The sequence below is a fragment of the Streptomyces sp. NPDC037389 genome (genome assembly GCF_040636475.1).
Taxonomy (GTDB): domain Bacteria; phylum Actinomycetota; class Actinomycetes; order Streptomycetales; family Streptomycetaceae; genus Streptomyces; species Streptomyces hesseae.
In genome coordinates this window covers 217,356-240,046 of record NZ_JBEZUS010000004.1, presented here as the reverse complement: position 1 = coordinate 240,046, position 22,691 = coordinate 217,356, and the positions used below count along the sequence as shown (strand labels likewise).

At 69.7% G+C, this 22,691-nt stretch carries 20 protein-coding genes, 2 tRNA genes and 1 pseudogene; 13 read left to right on the top strand and 10 right to left on the bottom strand.

What is annotated here, in order from left to right:
* Window positions 1-19 precede the first annotated feature (19 nt).
* Complete coding sequence (locus AB0E98_RS10730; protein WP_229357762.1) at window positions 20-565, bottom strand: DNA-binding protein; 546 nt, start codon at window positions 563-565, stop codon at window positions 20-22.
* Window positions 566-683: 118 nt separating this feature from the next.
* Between AB0E98_RS10730 and AB0E98_RS10725 the strand changes: the two genes are divergently transcribed.
* Window positions 684-756 (top strand) — tRNA-Ala (locus tag AB0E98_RS10725).
* Between the two features lie 177 nt (window positions 757-933).
* On the opposite strand, the gene AB0E98_RS10720 is transcribed toward AB0E98_RS10725, so the two are convergent.
* Window positions 934-1,584, bottom strand: coding sequence for a DUF5324 family protein (locus AB0E98_RS10720; protein ID WP_361701057.1), 651 nt, complete (start codon window positions 1,582-1,584; stop codon window positions 934-936).
* A gap of 228 nt (window positions 1,585-1,812) precedes the next feature.
* Here AB0E98_RS10720 and AB0E98_RS10715 point away from each other — a divergent pair, with 228 nt between their 5' ends.
* Together AB0E98_RS10715 and AB0E98_RS10710 are read left to right on the top strand one after the other, a co-directional pair.
* Window positions 1,813-2,340 carry a peptidylprolyl isomerase gene (locus AB0E98_RS10715; RefSeq protein ID WP_361701055.1) on the top strand — a complete coding sequence of 176 codons (528 nt, stop codon included), beginning with the start codon at window positions 1,813-1,815 and terminating at the stop codon, window positions 2,338-2,340.
* Between the two features lie 150 nt (window positions 2,341-2,490).
* Window positions 2,491-3,351, top strand: coding sequence for a rhomboid family intramembrane serine protease (locus tag AB0E98_RS10710; RefSeq protein ID WP_361701052.1), 861 nt, complete (start codon window positions 2,491-2,493; stop codon window positions 3,349-3,351).
* Between the two features lie 280 nt (window positions 3,352-3,631).
* Here AB0E98_RS10710 and crgA read toward each other — a convergent pair whose 3' ends face one another.
* Window positions 3,632-3,886 carry a cell division protein CrgA gene (crgA, locus tag AB0E98_RS10705; protein ID WP_361701050.1) on the bottom strand — a complete coding sequence of 85 codons (255 nt, stop codon included), beginning with the start codon at window positions 3,884-3,886 and terminating at the stop codon, window positions 3,632-3,634.
* A gap of 162 nt (window positions 3,887-4,048) precedes the next feature.
* On the opposite strand from crgA, the gene AB0E98_RS10700 reads away from it, so the two are divergent.
* The 7 genes and pseudogenes from AB0E98_RS10700 (at window position 4,049) to AB0E98_RS10670 (ending at window position 9,530) form a co-directional block, all read left to right on the top strand.
* Window positions 4,049-4,813, top strand: coding sequence for a DUF881 domain-containing protein (locus AB0E98_RS10700; RefSeq protein WP_361701047.1), 765 nt, complete (start codon window positions 4,049-4,051; stop codon window positions 4,811-4,813).
* A gap of 21 nt (window positions 4,814-4,834) precedes the next feature.
* Window positions 4,835-5,680 (top strand): class E sortase, encoded by an 846-nt coding sequence (locus AB0E98_RS10695; protein WP_361701045.1) that lies wholly within the window; start codon window positions 4,835-4,837, stop codon window positions 5,678-5,680.
* Between the two features lie 69 nt (window positions 5,681-5,749).
* The gene (locus AB0E98_RS10690) at window positions 5,750-5,947 is read left to right on the top strand and encodes a hypothetical protein (RefSeq protein ID WP_361701042.1); all 198 of its coding nucleotides are present in this window, start codon (window positions 5,750-5,752) and stop codon (window positions 5,945-5,947) included.
* Complete coding sequence (locus AB0E98_RS10685) at window positions 5,944-6,582, top strand: aminodeoxychorismate/anthranilate synthase component II (RefSeq protein WP_361701040.1); 639 nt, start codon at window positions 5,944-5,946, stop codon at window positions 6,580-6,582. The genes AB0E98_RS10690 and AB0E98_RS10685 overlap by 4 nt, the downstream gene beginning before the upstream one ends.
* Window positions 6,583-6,860: 278 nt before the next feature.
* A pseudogene (locus tag AB0E98_RS10680) lies at window positions 6,861-7,574 on the top strand (class E sortase); the annotation flags it as partial.
* A gap of 105 nt (window positions 7,575-7,679) precedes the next feature.
* Complete coding sequence (locus tag AB0E98_RS10675) at window positions 7,680-8,330, top strand: class E sortase (RefSeq protein ID WP_361701522.1); 651 nt, start codon at window positions 7,680-7,682, stop codon at window positions 8,328-8,330.
* A 612-nt stretch (window positions 8,331-8,942) separates the two neighbouring features.
* Complete coding sequence (locus AB0E98_RS10670; protein ID WP_361701520.1) at window positions 8,943-9,530, top strand: RICIN domain-containing protein; 588 nt, start codon at window positions 8,943-8,945, stop codon at window positions 9,528-9,530.
* A gap of 167 nt (window positions 9,531-9,697) precedes the next feature.
* On the opposite strand, the gene pknB is transcribed toward AB0E98_RS10670, so the two are convergent.
* From pknB to AB0E98_RS10640, 6 genes are all read right to left on the bottom strand, one after another.
* Window positions 9,698-11,743, bottom strand: coding sequence for a Stk1 family PASTA domain-containing Ser/Thr kinase (gene pknB, locus AB0E98_RS10665; RefSeq protein ID WP_361701037.1), 2,046 nt, complete (start codon window positions 11,741-11,743; stop codon window positions 9,698-9,700).
* A 162-nt stretch (window positions 11,744-11,905) separates the two neighbouring features.
* On the bottom strand, window positions 11,906-13,360 hold the full coding sequence (locus AB0E98_RS10660) for a penicillin-binding protein 2 (protein WP_361701034.1): 1,455 nt from the start codon (window positions 13,358-13,360) through the stop codon (window positions 11,906-11,908).
* Window positions 13,357-14,775, bottom strand: a complete 1,419-nt coding sequence (locus AB0E98_RS10655) for an FtsW/RodA/SpoVE family cell cycle protein (protein WP_361701031.1) — start codon at window positions 14,773-14,775, stop codon at window positions 13,357-13,359. Before AB0E98_RS10655 ends, AB0E98_RS10660 begins: the two co-directional genes overlap by 4 nt.
* 23 nt (window positions 14,776-14,798) lie before the next feature.
* A complete protein-coding gene (locus AB0E98_RS10650; protein ID WP_361701519.1) occupies window positions 14,799-16,331 on the bottom strand; it encodes a PP2C family serine/threonine-protein phosphatase in 1,533 nt (510 codons plus the stop codon).
* 75 nt (window positions 16,332-16,406) lie between these two features.
* Window positions 16,407-16,940 (bottom strand): FHA domain-containing protein, encoded by a 534-nt coding sequence (locus AB0E98_RS10645; RefSeq protein WP_361701028.1) that lies wholly within the window; start codon window positions 16,938-16,940, stop codon window positions 16,407-16,409.
* 10 nt (window positions 16,941-16,950) lie between these two features.
* Window positions 16,951-17,796, bottom strand: coding sequence for a DUF3662 and FHA domain-containing protein (locus tag AB0E98_RS10640; protein ID WP_361701025.1), 846 nt, complete (start codon window positions 17,794-17,796; stop codon window positions 16,951-16,953).
* A 345-nt stretch (window positions 17,797-18,141) separates the two neighbouring features.
* Between AB0E98_RS10640 and AB0E98_RS10635 the strand changes: the two genes are divergently transcribed.
* Window positions 18,142-18,225 (top strand) — tRNA-Leu (locus AB0E98_RS10635).
* Window positions 18,226-18,371: 146 nt separating this feature from the next.
* On the opposite strand, the gene AB0E98_RS10630 is transcribed toward AB0E98_RS10635, so the two are convergent.
* Window positions 18,372-20,075: a proline--tRNA ligase gene (locus tag AB0E98_RS10630; RefSeq protein ID WP_361701023.1), complete on the bottom strand. Its 1,704-nt coding sequence runs from the start codon at window positions 20,073-20,075 to the stop codon at window positions 18,372-18,374.
* 248 nt (window positions 20,076-20,323) lie between these two features.
* Between AB0E98_RS10630 and AB0E98_RS10625 the strand changes: the two genes are divergently transcribed.
* Window positions 20,324-21,751, top strand: coding sequence for a DUF2252 domain-containing protein (locus AB0E98_RS10625; protein WP_361701021.1), 1,428 nt, complete (start codon window positions 20,324-20,326; stop codon window positions 21,749-21,751).
* A gap of 118 nt (window positions 21,752-21,869) precedes the next feature.
* A complete protein-coding gene (locus tag AB0E98_RS10620; RefSeq protein ID WP_361701019.1) occupies window positions 21,870-22,685 on the top strand; it encodes a J domain-containing protein in 816 nt (271 codons plus the stop codon).
* The last annotated feature ends 6 nt before the right edge of the window (window positions 22,686-22,691 follow it).

The following is a 22,691-nucleotide window of genomic DNA, read 5'->3' as shown; positions in this document are numbered from 1 at the left end:
CCGGCTCCCCCCGGCACGGTCAGTTCTGGTGCGCCTCGTAGTGGGCGACCGCCTCGGCGGTCCGCCCGGCGCCGTACACCCGGAGGAACTCGGCGAGTTCGGGATGGGTGGGGGCAAGGGTCTCGGCGGCGTCGATGATGTCCCCCGCGCCCGCCACCGACCGCAGCAGCGACTGGATCTCGCGCACCACCCGGCGCACGGTCGGCGCCCCGCTGCTGGCCGTGGTCTGGGTGGAGTTGAGGACGGAGCCGCCCGAGCTCTTCTTGACCTCCTCCATCCGCTCGGCCGCCTCGGCCGCGCTCACGGTGCCGTCCGCGACCTGGCTGGAGAGCTCCTGGAGCGCCTGTACCCGCTGCACCACGGCCGGATTGCCGATTTTGGCGCGCTGACCGCTCATCAGCTGGGAGAGCATGGGGGCGGAAAGGCCCAGAACGGACGCGAGGCGGGCCTGGTTGAGGCCGAGGTCGTCGATGAGACGGCGGAAGAGTGCCCCCAACGGCTCCCCGTACCAGCTGCGCTGTAGCTCCCGTGCGCGGGCGGTGGCTTCCTGCTGTGCTGCGTCCATCACGCTCTCCCCTTCGCTTCGCTGCCGCGAATCTTGCGGTGCATCCTACGGAGAGTGGTGGGTCGCGGCGATACCCGGTCGGGAAAGAGCGTCGACACCGGGTAGTCTGGTCCCCGACGGGGCCTTAGCTCAGTTGGTAGAGCGCTGTCTTTGCATGGCAGATGTCAGGGGTTCGACTCCCCTAGGCTCCACAGAAAAGCCCCTCCGACCTGCGGAAACGTGGTCGGAGGGGCTTTGTCTTCCCCGGGGTCCGGGTGTTGCGGCCGACTCGTGTGCCGACTGTGTGCGAGCCGTGTGGAGGGCCTGTGCCGGTGCCCGTTTCGCCGTCCCTCGGAGGCGGTCGTCGGGACGGTCGTCGGGGGTGGCCGTCAGGGGCGGTCGTCGTCGCCCTCGGTGGAGGCCTCCGTGTCCGCCCGGTCCTGCTTGGCCTGGACCTCCGGGTCGAGGGCGGAACGGTCACCGCTGCCGTCGACGGAGGACAGGTGCGGACGGTCGGCGGGCTCGGTGGCCTCCGGGGGCTCGACGAGCCAGTCCGGGTTGGCCTGCCGGTCCCACCACTTCCAGGCGACGACGGCGCCGGCCGTGAGGAGCCCGAACAGCGCGAGCCGCCTGGCCACGCGCCCGGTGCGGCAGCGGCGGTCCCGGCGGCGGCTCAGCTTCTCCACGTCCTCGGCGGACACCTGGCCGCGCAGCGCGGCGAGGGCGGCGGTGCCCCGGGAGAGTGCCTCGTCCCGGACGGGCTCGGCGGCGGCGCGGGCCCGGGTGGCGACCTCTTCGACCTTCGGCGGCAGGGCGTCCCGCGCGTGCTCGATGCGCGGGTGGAGATGGGTGTCGTACTGCGCGCGGGCCTGGTGAGCGGCTTCGGCGACCTTGGGCGCGAGCCGGGTGCGGGCCTCATGGGCGTAATGCACGGCGGCGTCCTTGGCCGTGCCGGCGTAGGGCGCCACCACTTCCGCGGCGTGGCGCACGCTGTCCTTGGCGGTGCTGGTCGCGGCGCGCACGCTGTCCTTGCGGGTCACGGGATCCTCCTCCTCGGTGGCGTATGGTTTGTCGCCTTTCCACCCAGTGGAAAAATCATGCCTGCCGATGGGCGGTCCGGCATGTGCGATCGGGCATCCGGGTCATCAGGGGAGCTCCGGTCGACAATGCCACGGTTCGCCGCCGCGCGCCGGGCTTTGTCGGCTACTCGCCGCGATCCCGCCGTGCGAGGATCGGTGGCTGTCAGTGAACACTATGGAAGGTAGATCGTGGCCGAGCAGCTTTACGCCACCCTGAAGACCAACCAGGGCGACATCGAGATCCGGCTTCTGCCGAACCACGCCCCCCAGACGGTCAAGAACTTCGTCGAGCTGGCGAACGGCGAGCGCGAGTGGGTGAACCCGGAGACGGGCGCCAAGACGAAGGACAAGCTGTACGACGGCACGGTCTTCCACCGCGTCATCAGCGGCTTCATGATCCAGGGCGGCGACCCGCTGGGCAACGGCACCGGCGGCCCGGGCTACCAGTTCAAGGACGAGTTCCACCCGGACCTCGCCTTCACCAAGCCGTACCTGCTGGCCATGGCCAACGCCGGTCCGGGCACCAACGGCTCGCAGTTCTTCATCACCGTGTCCCCCACCGCCTGGCTGACCGGCAAGCACACCATCTTCGGCGAGGTCACCAACGACGCCTCGAAGAAGGTCGTGGACGCCATCGCCGAAACCGCCACCAACCCGCGCACCGACCGTCCGGTCAACGACGTGGTCATCGAGTCGGTCGTCGTCGAGACCCGCTGACGACCGCTCCGCACACCCCGCGAAGATCCGCTGTAGGGCCCCCGGGCCCCGGCGTCTCATGGGAACCTGGCGCCCCGCCCGTCCGTATGACGGGCGGGGCCGTGCGTTGTGCAGTGGGCACACCGGCCCGACACAGGGGCGAGGGAGAGCATGAACGAGCAGGCCGTCCGCTGCTACCGGCATCCGGACCGGGAGACCGGCATCCGCTGCGTCCGCTGCGAGCGCCCCATCTGCCCTGAGTGCATGGTGAGCGCCTCCGTGGGATTCCAGTGCCCGGAGTGTGTGAGCAGCGGTTCCGGTACGGGCCACGACCCCCGGGCGACGGCCGCGCGCACGGTCGCCGGCGGGGTGCACACGAGCGATCCGCGACTGGTCACCAAGGTCCTGCTGGGGATCAACATCGCCGTGTGGATCGCGGTGATGGCCACCGGGGACCGGCTGATGGACAGCCTGGAGCTGTTCGGGCGGGCGACGCTGTCGGACTTCGGCCCGCTGGAGGGCGTCGCCGAGGGGCAGTGGTACCGGCTGCTGACCGCGATGTTCCTCCATCAGCAGGTCATGCACATCGCCTTCAACATGCTCTCGCTGTGGTGGCTGGGCCCGCCGCTGGAGGCGGCGCTGGGCCGTGTCCGCTATCTGGCCCTCTATCTGCTGGCCGGTCTGGGCGGCAGCGCGCTCACCTATTTCGTCGCCGCGCCCAACCAGCCGTCGCTCGGCGCCTCGGGCGCGATCTTCGGTCTGCTGGGTGCGACGGCCGTGCTGATGCGGCGTCTGAAGTACGACATGCGGCCGGTCATCGCGCTGCTCGTGCTCAATCTGATCTTCACCTTCACCTGGAGCAACATCGCCTGGGAGGCGCACGTCGGCGGCCTGGTGGTGGGCACGGCGGTGGCCTACGGGATGGTGCACGCCCCGCGCGGCAAGCGGCTGCTGGTCCAGCGGCTGACCTGTGCGGCGGCCCTGCTGGTGATCGTCGCCATGGTGGTCGTACGGACGGCACAGCTCGCCTGATCCGGCCGTGGGCCCGCGCCCGAGGGGCGCGGGTCACCCACATCGGTGGACGCATGGGTTGTCCACAATGGGCGCGGATCTTGTGCACGCCATACGGGAACGGGTGTTCTGGGTTCTCCCACCCCCGCCGAGCTGCGTTTTCGCTGGAAGGCGCCGGTGTGACCATGGATACGCAGCGCTTGCGATCAGTCACACCGGCGTCAATGCCAGGGAAGTTATCCACAGATCTTCTGAGTTTTCCCCACTGTGGACGAGGGTGTGGATAACTCGCGCTACCGCGCTACTTCCACTGGGTGGAGACGACGAACCCCGCCGCGATGAAGCCGAAGCCGACCACGATGTTCCAGTTCTTCAGGGACTCCACCGGCATGTCGCCGCTCGTCACGTAGAAGATGACGATCCAGGCCAGGCCGATCAGGAACAGCGCCAGCATCAGCGGCGCCACCCAGCGACGCCCCGTCGCCAGCCTGATGCTCTGCTGCTTCACCGGCGGCGGCGTGAAGTCGTCTTTCTTGCGGATCCGTGACTTCGGCACGAGGGAACTCTCCTGTCGATGCGCTGCGTGACCGCGCTGGGGTTCACATGGGGCTGGGTATCACATGGGCTGTCCGCCGGGGCGGGAGCGACGGGAGCGCTTCGTTCCCCCGGGCGTCCGTTAGCGTAGTGCTTCCGCGGCGTCGGAGAGGATAAGGGTACGGTGAGTAATTCTGCGGACTCCACCAGCGGGCCCGTCCGGCGCTTCCGCCCGGTGCGGCTGCTGACCGGCGGCGTCTTCGCCCTCGCGGGCCTCATCTTCTGGACGAGCTTCAACACGGCCCAGGGCACCAACATCCGCACCGACGACTCCATGCTCCGGCTGTCGGACCTCATCCGGGAGCGCAGCCGCAAGAACGGCGACCTCGAGGACAGCGCCGCGGCGGCCCGCGCCCAGGTCGACGCCCTCGCCCGGCGCGACAACGGCGGTACGGCGGCCGAGCAGCGAAAGCTCGCCGCGCTGGAGGAAGGCGCCGGCACCCGCAAGCTCGCGGGCCAGGGCCTGACCGTCACGCTCATGGACGCCCCGCCCAACGCCACCGCGAAGATCCCCGGGGTGCCCCAGCCCCAGCCCAACGACCTCGTCATCCACCAGCAGGACCTCCAGGCCGTCGTCAACGCCCTCTGGCAGGGCGGCGCCCGGGGCATCCAGGTGATGGACCAACGGCTGATCTCCACCAGCGCGGTCCGCTGCGTGGGCAACACCCTCATCCTCCAGGGTCGCGTCTACTCGCCTCCGTACAAGATCACCGCAGTCGGTGACCGGGGCGCGCTCCGCAAGGCCCTGGACGGCTCCCCGGCGATCCAGAACTACCTCCAGTACGTCGCCGCCTACGGCCTCGGCTGGAAAGTCGACCAGCACGAGGCGGTGACTCTCCCCGGCTACTCGGGCACAGTGGATCTCCACTACGCCAAGCCCATGGGATGACCCCCGGGAGGTGTCCGGCCGGTGCGATCACGCCTCGTCGTACGGACGCTCAGCGAGCTTTGCCTGACCGCCGGCACGCTGATCGTGCTCTTCGTGGTCTACCTCCTCTACTGGACCGGCATCCGCGCCGACAGCGCCATGGACGACGAGATCGGCCGCCTCCGGGAACGGTGGGCCGCCGGCCCGCCCGCCGCGGCACCGCCCGCCGCGGCACCGCCCGCCGCGGCACCGCCCGCCGCGGCACCGCCCGCCGCGGCACCGTCCTCCGCACCTGTCCCCGGCGCGGCCCCATCGCCGGCCGAGGGCCCCTTGGTCTCCCCGGCGCCCCGCGTCGATGACGCGCCGGCCACTGCTGGGGGCGGCGCGGAAACACCACCCGCGCCCCCGGCCGGCCAACGCCCCGGAGCGGCCTTCGCCGTGATGTACGTCCCCCGCCTGGGCGCCGGCTGGGCCAAGCCCGTTCTGGAGGGCACCGGCACCGAGCTGCTGAAACGGGGACTCGGCCACTACGCGGGCACCGCGTCCCCCGGCGGCACCGGCAACTTCGCCGTCGCCGGCCACCGACGCACCTACGGCGACCCGTTCAAGGACCTCGACGAGCTCCGCCCCGGCGACGCGGTGGTCATCAACGACGGGACGACCTGGTTCACGTACCGCGTCGACACCCGGCCCCACCGGACGCTGCCCACCGACGTCGCCGTGATCGACCCGGTGCCCGCCGGGCCCGGATACCGGGAGCCGGGCCGCTATCTGACCCTGACCACCTGTGAACCGGAGTGGGGGCACAGCCACCGGCTCATCGTCTGGGGCCATTTGGCCGAGACCCGTCCGGTCTCCGGCGGCAGGCCCGCGGCTTTGTCCGGCTGACCCCCGCGGCCGGGGTGCCGACCCTTAGTCTGGTGCCCAAACATCCAATCATCGGCGAGTGGGTAGAGCATGTACGTCTGGATCTGGCGTCATCTGCCGGGCAACGCGTGGGCGAAGGCGCTGGTCTCGCTGCTGCTCGTGCTGGCGACCGTCTACGTCCTCTTCCAGTACGTCTTCCCCTGGGCGGAACCGCTGCTGCCGTTCAACGACGTCACGGTCGACAACGGCATGCCGGTGAGCAACGGAATGGTGGCGGTGGTCCGGTGAGCGCACGCATCCTCGTCGTGGACAACTACGACAGTTTCGTCTTCAACCTCGTCCAGTACCTCTACCAGCTCGGCGCCGAATGCGAGGTGCGCCGCAACGACGAGGTCGAGCCCGCGCACGCCCAGGACGGCTTCGACGGCGTCCTCCTCTCGCCCGGCCCGGGCGCGCCCGAGGAGGCCGGGGTCTGCATCGACATGGTGCGCCACTGCGCCAACACCGGAGTGCCGGTCTTCGGCGTCTGCCTGGGCATGCAGTCGATGGCCGTCGCCTACGGCGGCGTCGTCGACCGGGCGCCCGAGCTGCTCCACGGCAAGACCTCGCCCGTGACGCACGAGGGCAAGGGCGTCTTCCACGGCCTCCCGTCGCCCTTCACGGCCACCCGCTACCACTCGCTGGCCGCGGAGCGCGACAGATGGCCGGACGAGCTGGAGATCACCGCCTGGACCGACACAGGGGTGATCATGGGCCTGCGCCACCGCGATCTGCCGGTCGAGGGCGTGCAGTTCCACCCGGAGTCCGTGCTCACCGAGTGGGGCCACCGCATGCTCGCCAACTGGCTGGTCGCCTGCGGCGACATGGGGGCGGTGGAACGGTCGGAAGGGCTCGCCCCGGTGGTGGGCAAGGCCGGGGCGTGACCGCGCTCCGCCCGGAACAGGACCCACTGCGGGATTCCGGGCTGGTCCCCCGGCGGACGACGACGTACGGCACCGGCGCGACGCACGGCTCCGAGCCGTACGGCTCCGGGGCGTTCGATGCCGGGGCGCATGGCTCCGAGCCGTACGGCTCCGGCACGTACACCCCCGGGGCCGTGGCCCAGCCGCTGCCGCCCGAGGACGACGCGACGATGGCGCTGCGCCTGGCCGAGCCGGAGCGGCCGGTGGTGACCGGCGGGCGCGCGGAGCGCCGCCGCGCCGCCCAACGGGCCGCACGCGCCCGCAGGGACAGCCCCGGGGTGATAGCCAGCCGGGCCGTGGGCGAGCTGTTCATCACCCTGGGCGTGGTCATGCTGCTGTTCGTCGCCTACCAGCTGTGGTGGACGAACGTCATCGCCCATCGCCAGGCGGGCGGTACGGCCGACAGCCTGCGGCACAGCTGGGACAAGAACGGTGCCCAGGGTGCGGCCCGGGACGCGGGGGAGTTCTCCCCGGGCCAGGGCTTCGCGATCGTCTACATCCCCAAGCTGGATGTGAAGGCCCCCATCGCCGAGGGCGTCGGCAAGCACCAGGTGCTGGACCGGGGCATGGTCGGCCACTACGCCACCGGAGCCCTCAAGACCGCGATGCCGTGGGACAAGCAGGGCAACTTCGCGCTCGCGGGCCATCGCAACACCCATGGCGAACCGTTCCGCTACGTCAACAGGTTGCAGCCCGGCGACAAGATCGTGGTGGAGACCGGGAGCGCCTTCTACACCTATGAGATGACAAGCCGTCTGGATCAGACGTCCCCGGCGAACACCAAGGTCATCGAGCCCGTTCCGGCCGGCTCCGGCTTCACCCGGCCCGGCCGCTACATCACGCTGACCACTTGCACCCCGGAGTTCACCAGTACGTACCGCCTGGTGGTGTGGGGCAAGATGGTCGACGAGCGGCCCCGGAGCAAGGGAAAACCGGACGCGCTCGTGGAGTGACGGCACAGCGGAGAACGGGGTACGGGCGCGGTGGCACGGACCGAGGGCGACGAGCCACAGCGGCAGGACCGGACGCGGAGGCGGATCGCCGCCGCCGTCGGCGTCATGGGTGAGCTGCTGATCACAGCGGGCGTGATCATGGCCCTCTTCGTGGCCTACTCGCTGTGGTGGACGAACGTCCTCGCCGACCGCGAGGCCAAGCGCCAGGGCAGCCACGTGCGCGACAACTGGGCCAAGGCGCCCGCCTCGGCCGGCGGCCCCGGCGCGCTGGACACCAAGGACGGCATCGGCTTCCTCCACGTACCGGCCATGAGGAACGGCGAGGTGCTGGTCAAGCCCGGCACCGGCGGCAAGGTCCTCAACGAGGGCGTCGCCGGCTTCTACCGCGAGCCCGTCAAGGCGGGCATGCCCTGGGACAAGCAGGGCAACTTCACCCTCGCCGCCCACCGCGACGGCCACGGCGCCAAGTTCCACAACATCGACAAGATCAAGACCGGTGACCCGGTCGTCTTCGAGACCCGCGACACCTGGTACGTCTACAAGGTCTACGCCGACCTCAAGGAGACCTCCCGCTTCAACGTCGACGTCCTGGACACCGTGCCGAAGGAGTCCGGGAAGACCCGGCCGGGCCGCTACCTCACCCTGACGACCTGTACGCCGGTCTACACCTCCGACTACCGCTACATCGTCTGGGCCGAGCTGGTGCGCACGGAGAAGGTCGACGCCAAGCGCACTCCGCCCAAGGAATTGCGCTAAGAGCTGGCAGGGTGGGGATTTCCGATTTGCCATTTCGGTCTGCTGATCGGAAATAGTGCCTGTGATGCATCTGATGATTATTTGCAGCCTCATCGAACTGCCACCCTGCATCGGAGTATAGCGCTGAAGGGAGTTGGTGTTCCCTAGTGTTATAGGCCTAAACTCGGGGAAACTTACTGTTCACTCGAGTACTTACCTCGAGATGGTAAGTACTCTCTAAGCGAGAGTATCGCGCGCATAGTTCCGATGGAATCCAGCAGCAGTGCGGCCAAGGTTGGGCTCCCTTGGCTGTGGCAGCAATTTGCAGCCTGTGCAGGGATGAGCCCCTTTGTTGGCGGCACTGCTTCAGCAGTTCCTGCAACTCACTCAGTGGGATCCATGGTGAACTCGTGCGAGCTTCGACCCGCGAAACTAGCCCGTCAGAAGTAGGTACCAGATCCGACTCGCTTCATCCTGTCAACAGGGCGGCCCGCTTCTTTTTCGGTCTATCGGCATGTCTTCCTGCTGAGCGTAGGCCTGGCCATCAAGGGGGATTCTGGCCTATTTTAGCCATCGCGATGCATTTTCGGCCACTAAGTGGAATTGATTACTCCGTTTGGTCCGCATCTCAAAATGTGGCGCTATGATCATTTCGCGCATTTGTGTGAATGTGTTATACGCTTGAGATCGGGTCAAATTGTGAAGTTTTTTCAGAAAGTCGCCGCAGTGGCGGTATCTGCTGTATTTGTTGCGCTTATGACCCCAGGGGCGAGCCACGCGGGTTCATGGACGGATGGGTCGTTTAAGCTCGTAAATAGAGGCAGTGGAAAGTGTCTCGAGATTCGAGATTCCAGCACGGAGAATGGCGCTCCAGCGCAGCAGTGGGACTGTAACGGGCAGGCTGGGATTTACTGGAGTGTTTACCAGCAGGATCGTGGCCGGTTCTGGATTGTGAATGACAATTCCGGAAAGTGCCTCGAGATCAACAATTCCAGCAAGTCTTACGGTGCTCGTGCTCAGCAGTGGAAATGTGGCGACCAGCCCGGGGCGTTCTGGGAGGTGTTGCACTTGGACAGTCAGTACGGGGCGCTTTTTGTCAACTCCAACAGCGGTCAGCTTCTGGAAATCGAGAACTCTAGTCGCATCAATGGTGCCCCCGCTCAGCAATGGGGCGCAGGTTCAAGTGCGACTGGTCAGAATTGGTATATCTACGGCGCGTAGCGCTTGCGATAGAGCTGCTGTCTGCATGGTGTAACTTTATATTTCGAGCCAAGAGCCACTGCGAGCTCGCGCTATCGAAACTAATAGCCCCGGTCACCCTCAAATGGGGTGACCGGGGCTTCGCCGCGTCAACGGTCGTTAAGGCCATAGATTCCAAGGCCCAGGCTTCAGTGGCGACGGCCGCCGATGATGCCGCCGAAGAAGCCGGTGTCCTGGTCGGTACCGCCGGGCTGGCCCTGCTGACCGCCGGGGTTGCCGCCCGGGTTCGGCGCGGCGGCGATGGTCGTCAGGTTGACCGGGGTGTCCTTGGGCACCTGGGCGCCCGCGCCCGGGTCGGAGACCATCACCGTGGCGTTGTCGTCCTGCGGGCCGGCGATGTTGCCGACCTTCAGGCCGGCACCCGTGAGGGCGTTCTTGGCGTCCTTGAGCTTCTGGCCGAGTACCTGAGGCACACCGACCTTCTGCTGGGCCGCGCCCTTGGAGACGAACAGGGTGACCGTGGAGCCGGGCCGCGCGGAGGTGTTGCCGTCGGGGCTCTGCCGGGTGACCGTGCCGGCGGGCTGCGGGGAGTCCTCGTCCTCGCGGGTCACGGTGAAGCCGAGGTCCTTGAGCTGCTTCTGCGCCTGGTCGAAGGGCTGGCCGGTCACGGACGGCACCGTCTTGCTCGCCGCCTGGGTGGCCACGGTGAGGGTGATCTCCGTGCCCTTGTCGGCCTTCTCACCGGCGTCCGGGTCCTGCTTGGTGACCGTGCCGGCGGGCTGGCTGGACTCCTCCTGCTTCTGCGTCACCGTGAAGCCCAGGGCCTCCAGCTGCGACTTGGCCTTGTCGAACGACTGCCCGACCACACTCGGGACGTCGATCTGGACCGGACCCTTGGAGAGCGAGACCTTGACCTCGCTGTCCCGCTCGACCTTGGTGTTGGCCTTGGGGTCCTGGTCGCAGACCTTGCCCTTGGGCTGGTCGCAGTTCTTCTGCTCGCCCTCGGTGACCTTGAAGCCGCCGTTGTCGCCGGAGCGCTTGGCCTCGGCGAGGGTCTGGCCGAGAAGGCTGGGGACGGTCACCTTGGAGTTGTTGCCGCCGCCGCTGAAGAGCGACTTGCCGATGAAGATCGCGCCGACGAGCACCAGCACGCCCGCGACGACCAGCAGGATCGTCGAGAGGTTGCTCTTGCGGCCGTTCCCGCCGGCGGCGCGCCGGCCGCCGTGGGAGCCGTTGTCGTAGCCGCCGTAGCCCCCGCCGTCGGCCACGGGGGGCATCATCGACGTCTGGGCCATGTGCCCCGGCTCCTGGGGCCGGAGCATGGTGGTCGGCTGCTCCTCCATGCCGTAGCCGCCAGCGCCCATGCCGCCGAGCGCGGTCATCGCGGCCACCGGACGGCCGTCCAGGGCCGCCTCGATGTCGGCGCGCATCTCGTCGGCCGACTGGTAGCGGTAGTCCGGGTCCTTGGTCAGCGCCTTGAGGACGATGGCGTCGATCTCGGGCGCGACATCGGGGTCGTACGTGCTCGGCGGGTTCGGCTCCTCCCGCACGTGCTGATACGCGACGGCCACCGGCGAGTCGCCGATGAACGGGGGCCGGACCGTCAGCAGCTCGTAGAGCAGACAGCCGGTGGAGTAGAGGTCGGACCGCGCGTCGACCTGCTCGCCCTTGGCCTGCTCGGGCGAGAGGTACTGGGCGGTGCCGATGACGGCCGCCGTCTGCGTCATGGTCATGCCGGCGTCGCCCATGGCCCGGGCGATGCCGAAGTCCATGACCTTGACCTGACCCGTGCGGGTGAGCATGACGTTGGCGGGCTTGATGTCCCGGTGGACGATGCCGGCCCGGTGGGAGTACTCCAGAGCCTGGAGCACGCCGATGGTCATCTCCAGCGACCGCTCGGGCAGCAGCTTCCGGCCGGAGTGCAGCAGCTCGCGCAGCGTCGACCCGTCGACGTACTCCATGACGATGTACGGGATCGAGACCCCGTCCACGTAGTCCTCGCCGGTGTCGTACACGGCGACGATCGACGGGTGGTTGAGCGAGGCGGCCGACTGGGCCTCACGACGGAACCGGGCCTGGAAGGACGGATCGCGGGCGAGGTCCACCCGCAGCGTCTTCACGGCGACGGTGCGGCCGAGCCGGGTGTCGTGCCCGAGGTAGACCTCGGCCATGCCACCGCGGCCGAGCACCGAGCCCAGCTCGTACCGGCCGCCGAGGCGACGCGGCTCTTCCATAGCTCCAGCCCTTCCGTGTTCCTGACCTCACCGGCGTGGGTCCGGCGGTGTGCTGTCCGGCATACCGTACCCGGCGCTCGGGGCGCCTTCGGGGCGCCACCGGCACCCGATATACGACCGGTACAGACGGAGGAGTGGTTCGGCCGTGGCGAGTGAGCCGGATCACTTCTCCGAGTTGATGACCGCCTCCATGACGTTCTTCGCGATGGGGGCGGCGAGCTCGCCACCGGCGATGTCGTCACGGGTGGTGTCCGAGCCCTCGATGACGACGGCGACGGCCACCGGCGAGCCCTTGTCGGTCTTCGCGTAGGAGATGAACCACGCGTAGGGGTTGCCGCTGTTGTCGACGCCGTGCTGGGCGGTACCGGTCTTGCCGCCCACCTTGACGCCGTCGATGCGGGCGTTCTTGCCGGTGCCCTGCTCGACGACCGTCTCCATGATGCTCTGGAGCTTCTGGGCGTTCTCCGCGGAGACCGGCTGGCTCATCTGCTTGGGCTGGTGGTGCTCGATGACGTTCAGATTGGGCGCGCGCAGCTTGTCGACCATGTACGGCTCCATGAGCTTGCCGTTGTTGGCGACGGCCGAGGCCACCATGGCCATCTGGAGCGGGGTCACCCGGTTGGACGCCTGGCCGATGCCGGCCATCGCGTTCTGCGGGCGGTTGTCCTTGGGGAAGATGCTGGGCACGGCGCGGACGGGCGTGTCGACCGGCTTGTTGAAGCCGAACTTGTTCGCCTGCTCGATCATCTTCTGGTTGCCGAGGTCGGCGCTGATCTTGCCGAAGACGCTGTTGCAGGAGATCCGCAGCGCCTCCCGGAGGGAGCCGTCCTTACAGGTGGGCAGGCTGCCCTCGTTCTTCAGCTCCACGCGGGTGTCCGGAAGGATCCACGGCAGCGGCGAGTCCGTCTTGGCGTCGACGTCCTTGTAGAGACCGTTCTCCAGCGCCGCGGCGGCGGTGACGACCTTGAAGGTCGAGCCCGGCGGGTAGGTCTGCTTGAGCGCCCGGTTGAGCATGGGCTGGTTCTTGTCGGCCTGGAGCGCGTTCCACGCCTTGCTGTCCTGGGCCCCGGCGATGGTCGACGGGTCGTACGAGGGGGTGGAGGCCAGCGCGAGGATCTTGCCCGTGCGCGGGTCGAGGGCGGCGACCGCGCCCTTCTTGTCGCCGAGGCCCTTGAAGGCGGCCTCCTGGGCCTTGGCGTTCAGGGTGGTGATCACGTCACCGCCCTTCTTGCCCTTGCCGGTGATCATGTCGACCGTGCGGTTGAAGAACAGCCGGTCGTCGTCACCGGTGAGGACCTTGTCCTCGAGCTTCTCGATCTGGTTCGCGTCGAACACCTGTGAGCTGTAGCCCGTGACCGGAGCCCACATCGGGCCGTTCTTGTAGGTGCGCTTGTACTTGAAGTCGATGCCGCCGGTCTCCTGGGAGCCGGTGATCGTCTGGCCGTCGACGATGATGTTGCCGCGCGGCTGGCTGTAGCGGGCGATCGTGACGCGACGGTTGTGCTTGTTCGTCTTGAGCTCGTCGGCCTGGACGAACTGGATCCAGTTGTCCCTGATCATCAGGGCGAGGACGAGGAGACCGCAGAAGATGGCGATCCGGCGCACGGGCTTGTTCACGGGCGGACCACCTGGGTCATCTCGGCGTCGGGGGACGGGGCGGGGGCCGGCGCGGGCCGCCGCGCGGTGTCGCTGATCTTGATGAGCACGGCGATCAGCGCCCAGTTCGCGATGACGGAGGAGCCACCCTGAGCCATGAACGGCATGGTCATACCGGTCAGCGGGATGAGGCCCATGACACCGCCGGCGACCACGAAGACCTGGATGCCGAAGGCGCCGGACAGGCCCGTGGCGAGCAGCTTGCCGAAGGGGTCGCGAGCGGCGAGGGCGGTACGCACGCCGCGCTCCACGATCAGGCCGTAGATCAGGAGTATCGCCATGACGCCGGCCAGGCCGAGCTCCTCGCCGACCGTGGCCAGGATGAAGTCGGAGTTGGCGGCGAAGCCGATGAGGTCGGAGTGACCCTGGCCCCAGCCCGTGCCGAAGACCCCGCCGGAGCCGAAGGCCATCAGGGCCTGGGCGATCTGGTCGGAGCTGCCGTCCTTGAAGGCGTCGAAGGGGTGGAGCCAGGCGGTGACGCGCTCCTGGACGTGGTGCTCGAAGCTGGCCACGGCCACCGCGCCGACGGCCGACATCAGCAGACCGAAGACGATCCAGCTGGTGCGCTCGGTCGCGACGTAGAGCATCACGACGAACATGCCGAAGAACAGCAGCGACGTACCGAGGTCGGTCTCGAAGACGAGGATGAGGATCGAGAACGCCCAGACCGCCAGGATCGGGCCGAGGTCACGGCCGCGCGGCAGGTAGAGCCCCATGAAGCGGCGGCTGGCCAGGGCCAGCGCGTCGCGTTTCACCATCAGGTAGCCCGCGAAGAAGATCGCCAGGACGATCTTGGCGAACTCACCGGGCTGGATCGAGCCCAGGCCCGGGATGGTGATCCAGATGCGGGCGCCGTAGACCGCCGGGAAGAACATCGGGGCGATCAGCAGGACCAGCGCGACCGCCATAGAGATATAGGTGTAGCGCTGGAGGATCCGGTGGTCCTTGAGGAAGATCAGGACGGCCACGAACAGCGCGATGCCCAGCGCCGAGAACAGCAGCTGGTTGGTCGCGGCGGGGGCGAAGGCCTTACGGGCCATCAGTCGCGGCGACTGGTCCAGCCGCCAGATGATGACGAGGCCGATGCCGTTGAGCAGTGTCGCCAGGGGCAGCAGCAGCGGGTCGGCGTACTTGGCGAACTTACGGACGACCAGGTGGCCGACGCCCGCCAGCAGGCCGAGGCCGATGCCGTAGCCGAGCATGCCGGAGGGCATCTCGCCGTCGAGGGCCAGGCCCACGTTGGCGTAGGCGAAGCACGGCAGGATGACGGCGAAGGCCAGCAGCGCGAGCTCGGTGTTGCGCCGGCTCGGCGGGCCCACGGTGCTGATCGTCGTCGTATTGCTGCCGGAGTTGGGAATGGGTGAAATCGCTGACATGGCGGTGGTGGCCCCCTACGGCTTCACTGCTGAGCGCTGCTGCACTGCGGGACCAACTTCTGCTCTTCCTCGCTGAGGGTGGGGCCCGGGGTGGGAGCCGGGGTGGCCTGGGCGGCGTGGGAGCGGGCCTCGCCGGATTCCTTCGCCGTGTCCTTGGCGGTGCCGTTCGTGGCCCCGCCGGTGCGGTCGCTGTTCTGCTTCTCGCTCTCGCGCTGCTGCTGCTCGGCCTTGTGCCGCTCGGCTTCCTTCTTGCAGGCGCCGGCGAGCGTGCCGAGCTCCTTGGCCTTCTGCACGGCCTGGTCCCGGCTGCCGACGGCGATCGTGTCCACGACACGACTGCGCTGGTCGACCGGAAGGTACTTGAGTTCGATCTCGGGGTGGTCCTTGTACAGCTTGCTCAGGCTCACCCACGCCAGGTCCTGGTTGATGCCCTGGTAGACCGCCACGTGGTCGTTGTCCTTCGCGCCCACGTAGTACTGCGTCTGGGTCCACTGGTAGCCGCCGTACAGACCGCCGCCGACGACGCCCAGCGCCAGGGTGATGATCAGCGAGCGCTTGAGCCAGCGGCCCTTGCGCCGCGGCTTGACGAAGTCCTCGTCCGTGAACGGGCCGAAGGCGCCGTCCGGCATGCCGGCCGTCCCCGGGTCGCCGCTGCCGGGCGGGCCGAAGCCGCCGGGCGCCGCCTCCTGCGGGGGCACGGGCCGGCCCAGCCCGGCGGCGCGGCCGGCCGGGGTCTGCATGGCCCGCTTGTCGATGATGTGCAGCTGGTTCTCGGCCACCGCGCCGACGATCACCGGAGTGTCGTTGAACTCGGTGGTGAGGGTGTCCCCGCCGTCGACGTCGAGGACGTCGGCCACGATGCAGGTGATGTTGTCCGGGCCGCCGCCGCGCAGGGCGAGCTGGATCAGCTCCTGGATCGTCTCGTGGGGACCCTGGTAGCTGGCGAGGGTCTCCTCCATCGTCTGATGGCTGACGACACCGGAGAGTCCGTCGGAGCAGATCAGATAGCGGTCGCCGGCCCGCACCTCGCGGATCGACAGGTCCGGCTCCACATGGTCGCCACTGCCCAGCGCGCGCATCAGCAGGGAGCGCTGCGGGTGGGTGGTGGCCTCCTCCTCGGTGATCCGGCCCTCGTCGACCAGCCGCTGCACCCAGGTGTGGTCCTGGGTGATCTGCGTGAGCACACCGTCGCGGAGGAGGTACGCGCGGGAGTCGCCGACGTGGACGAGACCGAGCCGCTGACCGGTCCACAGCAGGGCCGTGAGCGTGGTGCCCATGCCCTCCAGCTGGGGGTCCTCCTCGACCATGACGCGCAGCTGGTCGTTGGCGCGCTGCACGGCGGTGCCGAGGGAGGTGAGGATGTCGGAGCCCGGGACGTCGTCGTCGAGCCCGACGAGGGTGGAGATCACCTCGGAGGAGGCGACCTCGCCGGCCGCCTGGCCGCCCATGCCGTCGGCGATGGCGAGCAGCCGGGGGCCGGCGTAACCGGAGTCCTCGTTGCCCTCCCGGATCATGCCCTTGTGCGATCCGGCGGCGAAGCGCAGTGACAGACTCATGCGCACCTCGCCCGTCGGCTCCGGGTACAGCCCCTTCCCAGCCACGCTGCCCACCCTCCGGTCGTCATGGTCCTACTACTTCCGCAGCTCGATGACGGTCTTGCCGATACGGATCGGCGCGCCGAGCGGAATCGGGGTCGGGGTGGTCAGCCGGGTCCGGTCGAGGTAGGTGCCGTTGGTCGACCCGAGGTCCTCGACGATCCACTGGCCGTCGCGGTCGGGGTAGATCCGGGCGTGCCGGCTGGAGGCGTAGTCGTCGTCCAGCACGATCGTCGAGTCGTGGGCGCGGCCGAGGGAGATGGTCTGGCCCTGGAGGGCCACCGTGGTGCCGGTCAGGCTGCCTTCGGAGACCACCAGCTTGGTGGGCGCGCCACGGCGGCCGCGGTCGGCGCGACGGCCGCCGCCGGGCTGCTGCTGCTGGCGCTGCTGCGGCGGCGCGGACGGGGCCTGCGCGCGCTGCGGGCGGGCCTCCCCGCCGCGGCGGGAACCGCGCTGGGTCACGCGAGTGCCGAACAGATCGCTGCGGATGACCTGGACGGCCACGATGACGAACAGCCACAGTACGGCGAGGAAACCCAACCGCATGACCGTGAGGGTCAGCTCTGACATTGCCCCCGCTTCACCCTTCGGCTTGCCGATAAACGATGGTGGTACTGCCCACGACGATCCGTGAGCCGTCGCGGAGCGTAGCGCGCGTGGTGTGCTGCCCGTCCACCACGATCCCGTTGGTCGACCCCAGGTCCTGGACCGTCGCGGGGGTGCCGACCCGGATTTCGCAGTGCCGGCGGGAGACGCCGGGGTCGTCGATGCGTACGTCCGCTTCGGTGCTGCGGCCCAGCACGAGCGTGGACCGCGAGATCTGATGGCGGGTGCCGTTGATCTCGATCCAGCGGCGCGTCTGTGCCCCGGGCACCGCGCCGGGACCCGGCCCGCCGGTGCGCGGCTGGGGACGGCCGCCGGGCGGCGGCGACGCGGGCATGGGCGGCACGCCGGAGGGCTGCGGCGGATGGCCGGCGCCCTGGGTGGCACCGGACGGGCCGGGGCCGGGGCGCGCGGGCTGCTGCTGCCGGGCATGCGGGTCCTGCGACTCGCTGGAGGCGAGGGTGCGGCTGCGCACCCGGTACAGACCGGTGTCGAGATCGTCGGCCTTCTCCAGGTGGACCTTGATGGTCCCCATGAAGGTGTACCGCTGCTGCTTGGCGTAGTCGCGGACCATGCCGGACAGCTCGTCGCCGAGCTGGCCGGAGTAGGGGCTGAGGCGCTCGAAGTCCGGGGCGCTCAGCTCCACGATGAAGTCGTTGGGGACGACGGTGCGGTCACGGTTCCAGATGGTGGCGTTGTTGTCGCACTCCCGCTGGAGTGCGCCCGCGATCTCGACCGGCTGCACCTCGGACTTGAACACCTTGGCGAAGGTGCCGTTCACGAGACCCTCGAGTCGTTGCTCGAAACGCTTCAGTACTCCCACGGGGCACCTCCTTCCCTCAGTGACGTCTCTGATGCTCAGTGTCGTTCCTGATACTGCTTACTGATCGTATCCACGCGTCGGGAAAACGGCTGGTTCCCCTTCGACGCCAGGAGTGACGAGTGTCGCCTCCACGCGGATCGCCTCCACGCGGATCGTAGAGGTGCCCCGAAGCCAGTGTCCCGCAACCGGAGCCCTCCCCGGGCCCTCCTCCGGGCATGGGCCGGGGGCAATGGGTGTGAACGCACCGTCGAGGGCGTGCTAATGTTCTCGATGTCGGAAGGCGAACGGACAAGAACCGGGCGGAAACGCCGGGGGAACGGTCCGGAAAGCGGAAGACACACCCATGCGCGGGTGGCGGAATAGGCAGACGCGCTGGATTCAGGTTCCAGTGCCCGAAAGGGCGTGGGGGTTCAACTCCCCCCTCGCGCACAGACGAGACGGTCGGCATCGTTCACGATGCCGACCGTCTTGCTATGTCCTCGTCCGGTATGTGGGAGTGCTCACACTCCGCTCCACCCGGGGGCACCGGGCGGAGCGGAGCGCGGAACGGTCTGACCGGTCGGACCGGCGGACGATCAGGCTGTCAGCTTCGTGACCGCCTCCGTCAGCGGCAGTTCCTCGCTCTCCCCACTGCGGCGGTCCTTGAGCTCCACCACGCCCTCGGCGGCCCGGCGGCCGACGATCAGGATCCTCGGGACGCCGATCAGTTCCGCGTCGGTGAACTTCACCCCGGGAGAGACCCCGGCCCGGTCGTCGACCAGCACCCGCAGGCCCGCCGCGCGCAGCCGCTCGGCGGCGTCCAGGGCGAGCTCGATCTGCGCCGCCTTGCCGGCCGCGACCACATGGACGTCGGCCGGGGCGGCCTCGGCGGGCCAGCACAGGCCCTTGGCGTCGGCGGTCTGCTCCGCCAGCGCCGCCACCGCCCGTGAGACGCCGATGCCGTACGAACCCATGGTCACCCGCACCGGCTTGCCCTGCGGGCCCAGCACGTCCAGTTGGAAGGTGTCGGCGTACTTGCGGCCGAGCTGGAAGATGTGCCCGATCTCGATCGCCCGGCCGAGCCGGAGGCCCGCGCGGCAGGACGGGCAGGGGTCGCCCTCCTCGACCACGACGACGTCCAGATAGTCGTCGACCTCGAAGTCCCGGCCGCAGACGACGTCGCGCGCGTGGGTGTCCGGCTTGTTGGCGCCCGTCACCCAGGCGGTGCCGGGGGCGACGCGCGGGTCGGCGATGTAGCGGACCTTTTCGAGGCCCTGCGGGCCCACGTAGCCGCGCACCAGGTCCGGGCGGCCGGCGAAGTCCTCGGCGGTGACGAGCTCGACGACCGCCGGGGCCAGGTGCTCGCCCAGCTTGCCCAGGTCCACCTCGCGGTCCCCGGGCACGCCCACGGCCACGATCTCCCCGTCCACCTTGACCAGGAGGTTCTTCAGCGTCGCGGAGGCGGGGACGTCCAGCTGCCGGGCCAGGGACTCGATCGTCGGGGTGTCCGGGGTGTCCAGCTCCTCCATCGGGCCGGTCCCGGAACCGTCCGCCGGCTCCGCCCGGTCCGCGGGGAAGGTCACCGCCTCCGTGTTCGCCGCGTACCCGCACGCCGGGCAGTCGACGAAGGTGTCCTCACCGGCCGCGGCGGGGGCCAGGAACTCCTCCGAGGCCGAGCCGCCCATCGCGCCCGACACCGCCGACACGATCCGGTGGTCCAGCCCCAGGCGGTTGAAGATCCGCTGGTAGGCGGCCCGGTGGAGGGCGTACGACTCGGCCAGGCCCTCGTCCGTGATGTCGAAGGAGTACGAGTCCTTCATCTGGAACTCCCGGCCGCGCAGCACCCCGGAGCGCGGCCTGGCCTCGTCCCGGTACTTCGTCTGGATCTGGTAGAGCATCACCGGCAGGTCCTTGTAGGACACGCACTGGTCCTTGACCGTCTGCGTGAAGATCTCCTCGTGCGTCGGGCCCAGGAGATAGTCCGCGCCCTTGCGGTCCTTCAGCCGGAACAGCAGCTCGCCGTACTCCTCCCAGCGGCCGCTCGCCTCGTACGGCTCCTTGGGCAGCAGCGCCGGGAGCAGCACCTCCTGGGCGCCGATGGCGTCCATCTCCTCGCGCACGACGGCCGAGACGTTGTCCAGGACCTTCTTGCCCAGGGGCAGCCAGGTCCAGACGCCGGCCGCGTTGCGGCGCACATAACCGGCCCGCACCAGCAGCTTGTGGCTGAGCGTCTCGGCGTCGGCCGGATCGTCGCGCAGAGTCTTCACCATCAGCCGGGACATGCGCTGGACCTGGGACACGATGACTCCTTGCGAGGGGGGAGAGCGATACGAACGATGCGATGGGTGTGCAGGGTATCCAGCGATCCCCATCGCCCAGAAGCGGATTTCATGGGGAAGGTCTGATATGCGTGACGGGTCAATGGTCCCGCGCGCGAGGGGACTTGCCGGGCGGCGGTCCGGCCGGACACGGCCCCCGGTGGGGCGGTACGGTCGGGGAAGATCGACACCAACGGGCGGTTGACGCCGATGGGGGAGGTGGCGCCGCGATGACGCGACTGCCGTACGTACCGGGTTTCGCCCAGCCGACGGCCGGAGAGCCGGCCGGGCCCGCGCGCAGGGCCGGTCGCCGGCCTGGTAAGGCCGCCCAGGTGGCGGGCAAGGCCCTGCGCGACGCGGTGCCGCGCGCCGCGCACGCCCGGTGGCGGCCCGCCGCCGGGCGCCCCGGCGCGGTCGAGAGCGTCGAGGAGGCCAACGCCGGGCGGCTGTCCGAGCTCGTCCCGATCCGCGTGGGCCGCATGGTGGCCTCCCCCTTCGCCTTCCTGCGCGGCTCGGCCGGGCTGATGGGGTACGACCTGACGGACACGGCCGTCACGGGCGTGGGCGCCCAGCTGTGCGGGGACGCGCACGCCGCGAACTTCGGCCTCTACGGCGACGCGCGGGGCGAAATAGTCATGGACCTCAACGACTTCGACGAGACCCTCCACGGGCCGTGGGAGTGGGACGTGAAGCGCCTCGCCGCCTCCCTGGTGCTGGCCGGGCGCGAGGCGGGGGCCGACGAGGACACCTGCCGCACGGCGGCGCGCGACGCCGCCGGCGCCTACCGGCACACGATGCGGCTGCTGGCCCGGATGCCCGCGTCCGAGGCCTGGAACGCCATCGCCGACGAGGAACTCGTCTCCCACGCCGACGCCCACCAGCTGGTGGGCACGCTGGAGCGGGTCGGGGCGAAGGCCCGGCGGAACACCAGCGCCCGTTTCGCCGCCAAGGCGACGGAGGAGGACGGGCTGGGCGGCCGCCGGTTCGTGGACGCGCCGCCCGTGCTGCGCCGGGTGCCGGACCAGGAGGCGGCCGCCGTCGCGGCCTCGCTCGGCCCGTACCTGGGCACGCTGCCGGAGGAGCTGCTGCCGCTGCTGGCCCGGTACACGATCCAGGATGTGGCGTTCCGGATCGTGGGCACCGGAAGCGTGGGGCTGCGGTCGTACGTGGTGCTGCTGCACGACCACCGGGGCGAGCCGCTGGTGCTCCAGGTGAAGGAGGCCCGGCCGTCGGCGCTGCTGCCCTACGCGGAGAAGACGGGCTTCGAGGCCCCGCCCGCCGGGCACGAGGGGCGGCGCGTGGTGCTGGGACAGAAGTCGATGCAGGTCGTCAGCGATGTGCTGCTGGGGTGGACGACGGTCGAGGGACGCCCGTACCAGGTACGGCAGTTCCGCAACCGCAAGGGCAGCGTGGACCCGGCGGCGCTGGCCCCCGGCGAGCTCGACGACTACGGGCGGATGACGGGCGCCCTGCTGGCACGGGCGCACGCGCACAGCGCCGACCCGCTGCTGATCGCCGGCTACTGCGGCAAGGGCGAGGAGCTGGACGAGGCGATCGCCGCCTTCGCCGTCACGTACGCGGACCGCATGGAAGCCGACCACACGGAGCTGGCGGCGGCCGTGCGTACCGGGCGGGTGGCGGCGGAGACGGGGGTCTGACGGGCGCGGAGCCCTCCGGTCCCGGGGCGTCGGTGGGGGCCCGGCCCTCGCGCCGGTGGGGCGGTCCGGCCGGAACCCGGGGCCCGGGCCGGAGGCCACCTCGTACCCTGGGCTGGTGATGAACCCGGAAGCTGAGACGGCCGACGAGCCGCGTGCGGAGGAACCCGGTACCGAGCGGCTTGCCCAGGCCGTGCGGTCGGCCGAACAGGCCTTGATCGAGTTCGAGATAGCGGTGGAGACCTTCCGGGTCGAGGTGGAGAACTTCTCCCGCCTGCACCACCAGCGCCTCGGCCCGATGTACGCCCGCCTCGACGAGCTCGACGCGCTGATCGCGGAGGCCGTCGCGGCACGCTCGGGCGACCCCGAGGACGCCCGGCGGGCCCGGGAGGCCCGGGCGCTGGTGCAGCCCATGCCGGGGGTCGCCGACCTGCTGGGCGGCTGGATCGACGACTCCGGGATGTCGCCGGAGGCCGCGGCCATGCTCACCGAGCAGCGGGTGCGCCCGCCGGCCCGGGTGCGGCCCAGCGACGCGGCCCGGCGCGCCTACCGCGAGCTGGTCCGCAAGGCCCATCCGGACCTGGCCCCGGACGAGGCGGACCGGCTGCGCCGCGAGGCCTTCATCGTGCGGGTGAACGCCGCCTACGCCGACGGCGACGAGGCGCTGCTCCGGGAGCTCGCCGAGGAGTGGGCCGCGGGTCCCGTGCCGGCGCAGCGGCGCGCCAGCCCCAGCGAGGAGCTGTACGAGCGGCTGGAGTGGCTGGCGCGGCGGAAGGACATGCTGTCGGCGGTGGCCGCCGAACTGGAGGCCTCCGCGATCGGCGCGATGCTGCGGATGGCGCCGGAGGACCCGGACGGGCTGTTGGTGGAGATCGCCGACGGGCTGCTGGCGCAGATCGCGGAACGGGAGGCTCATCTGGCCTCGCTGACCGGCTAGCCGGTC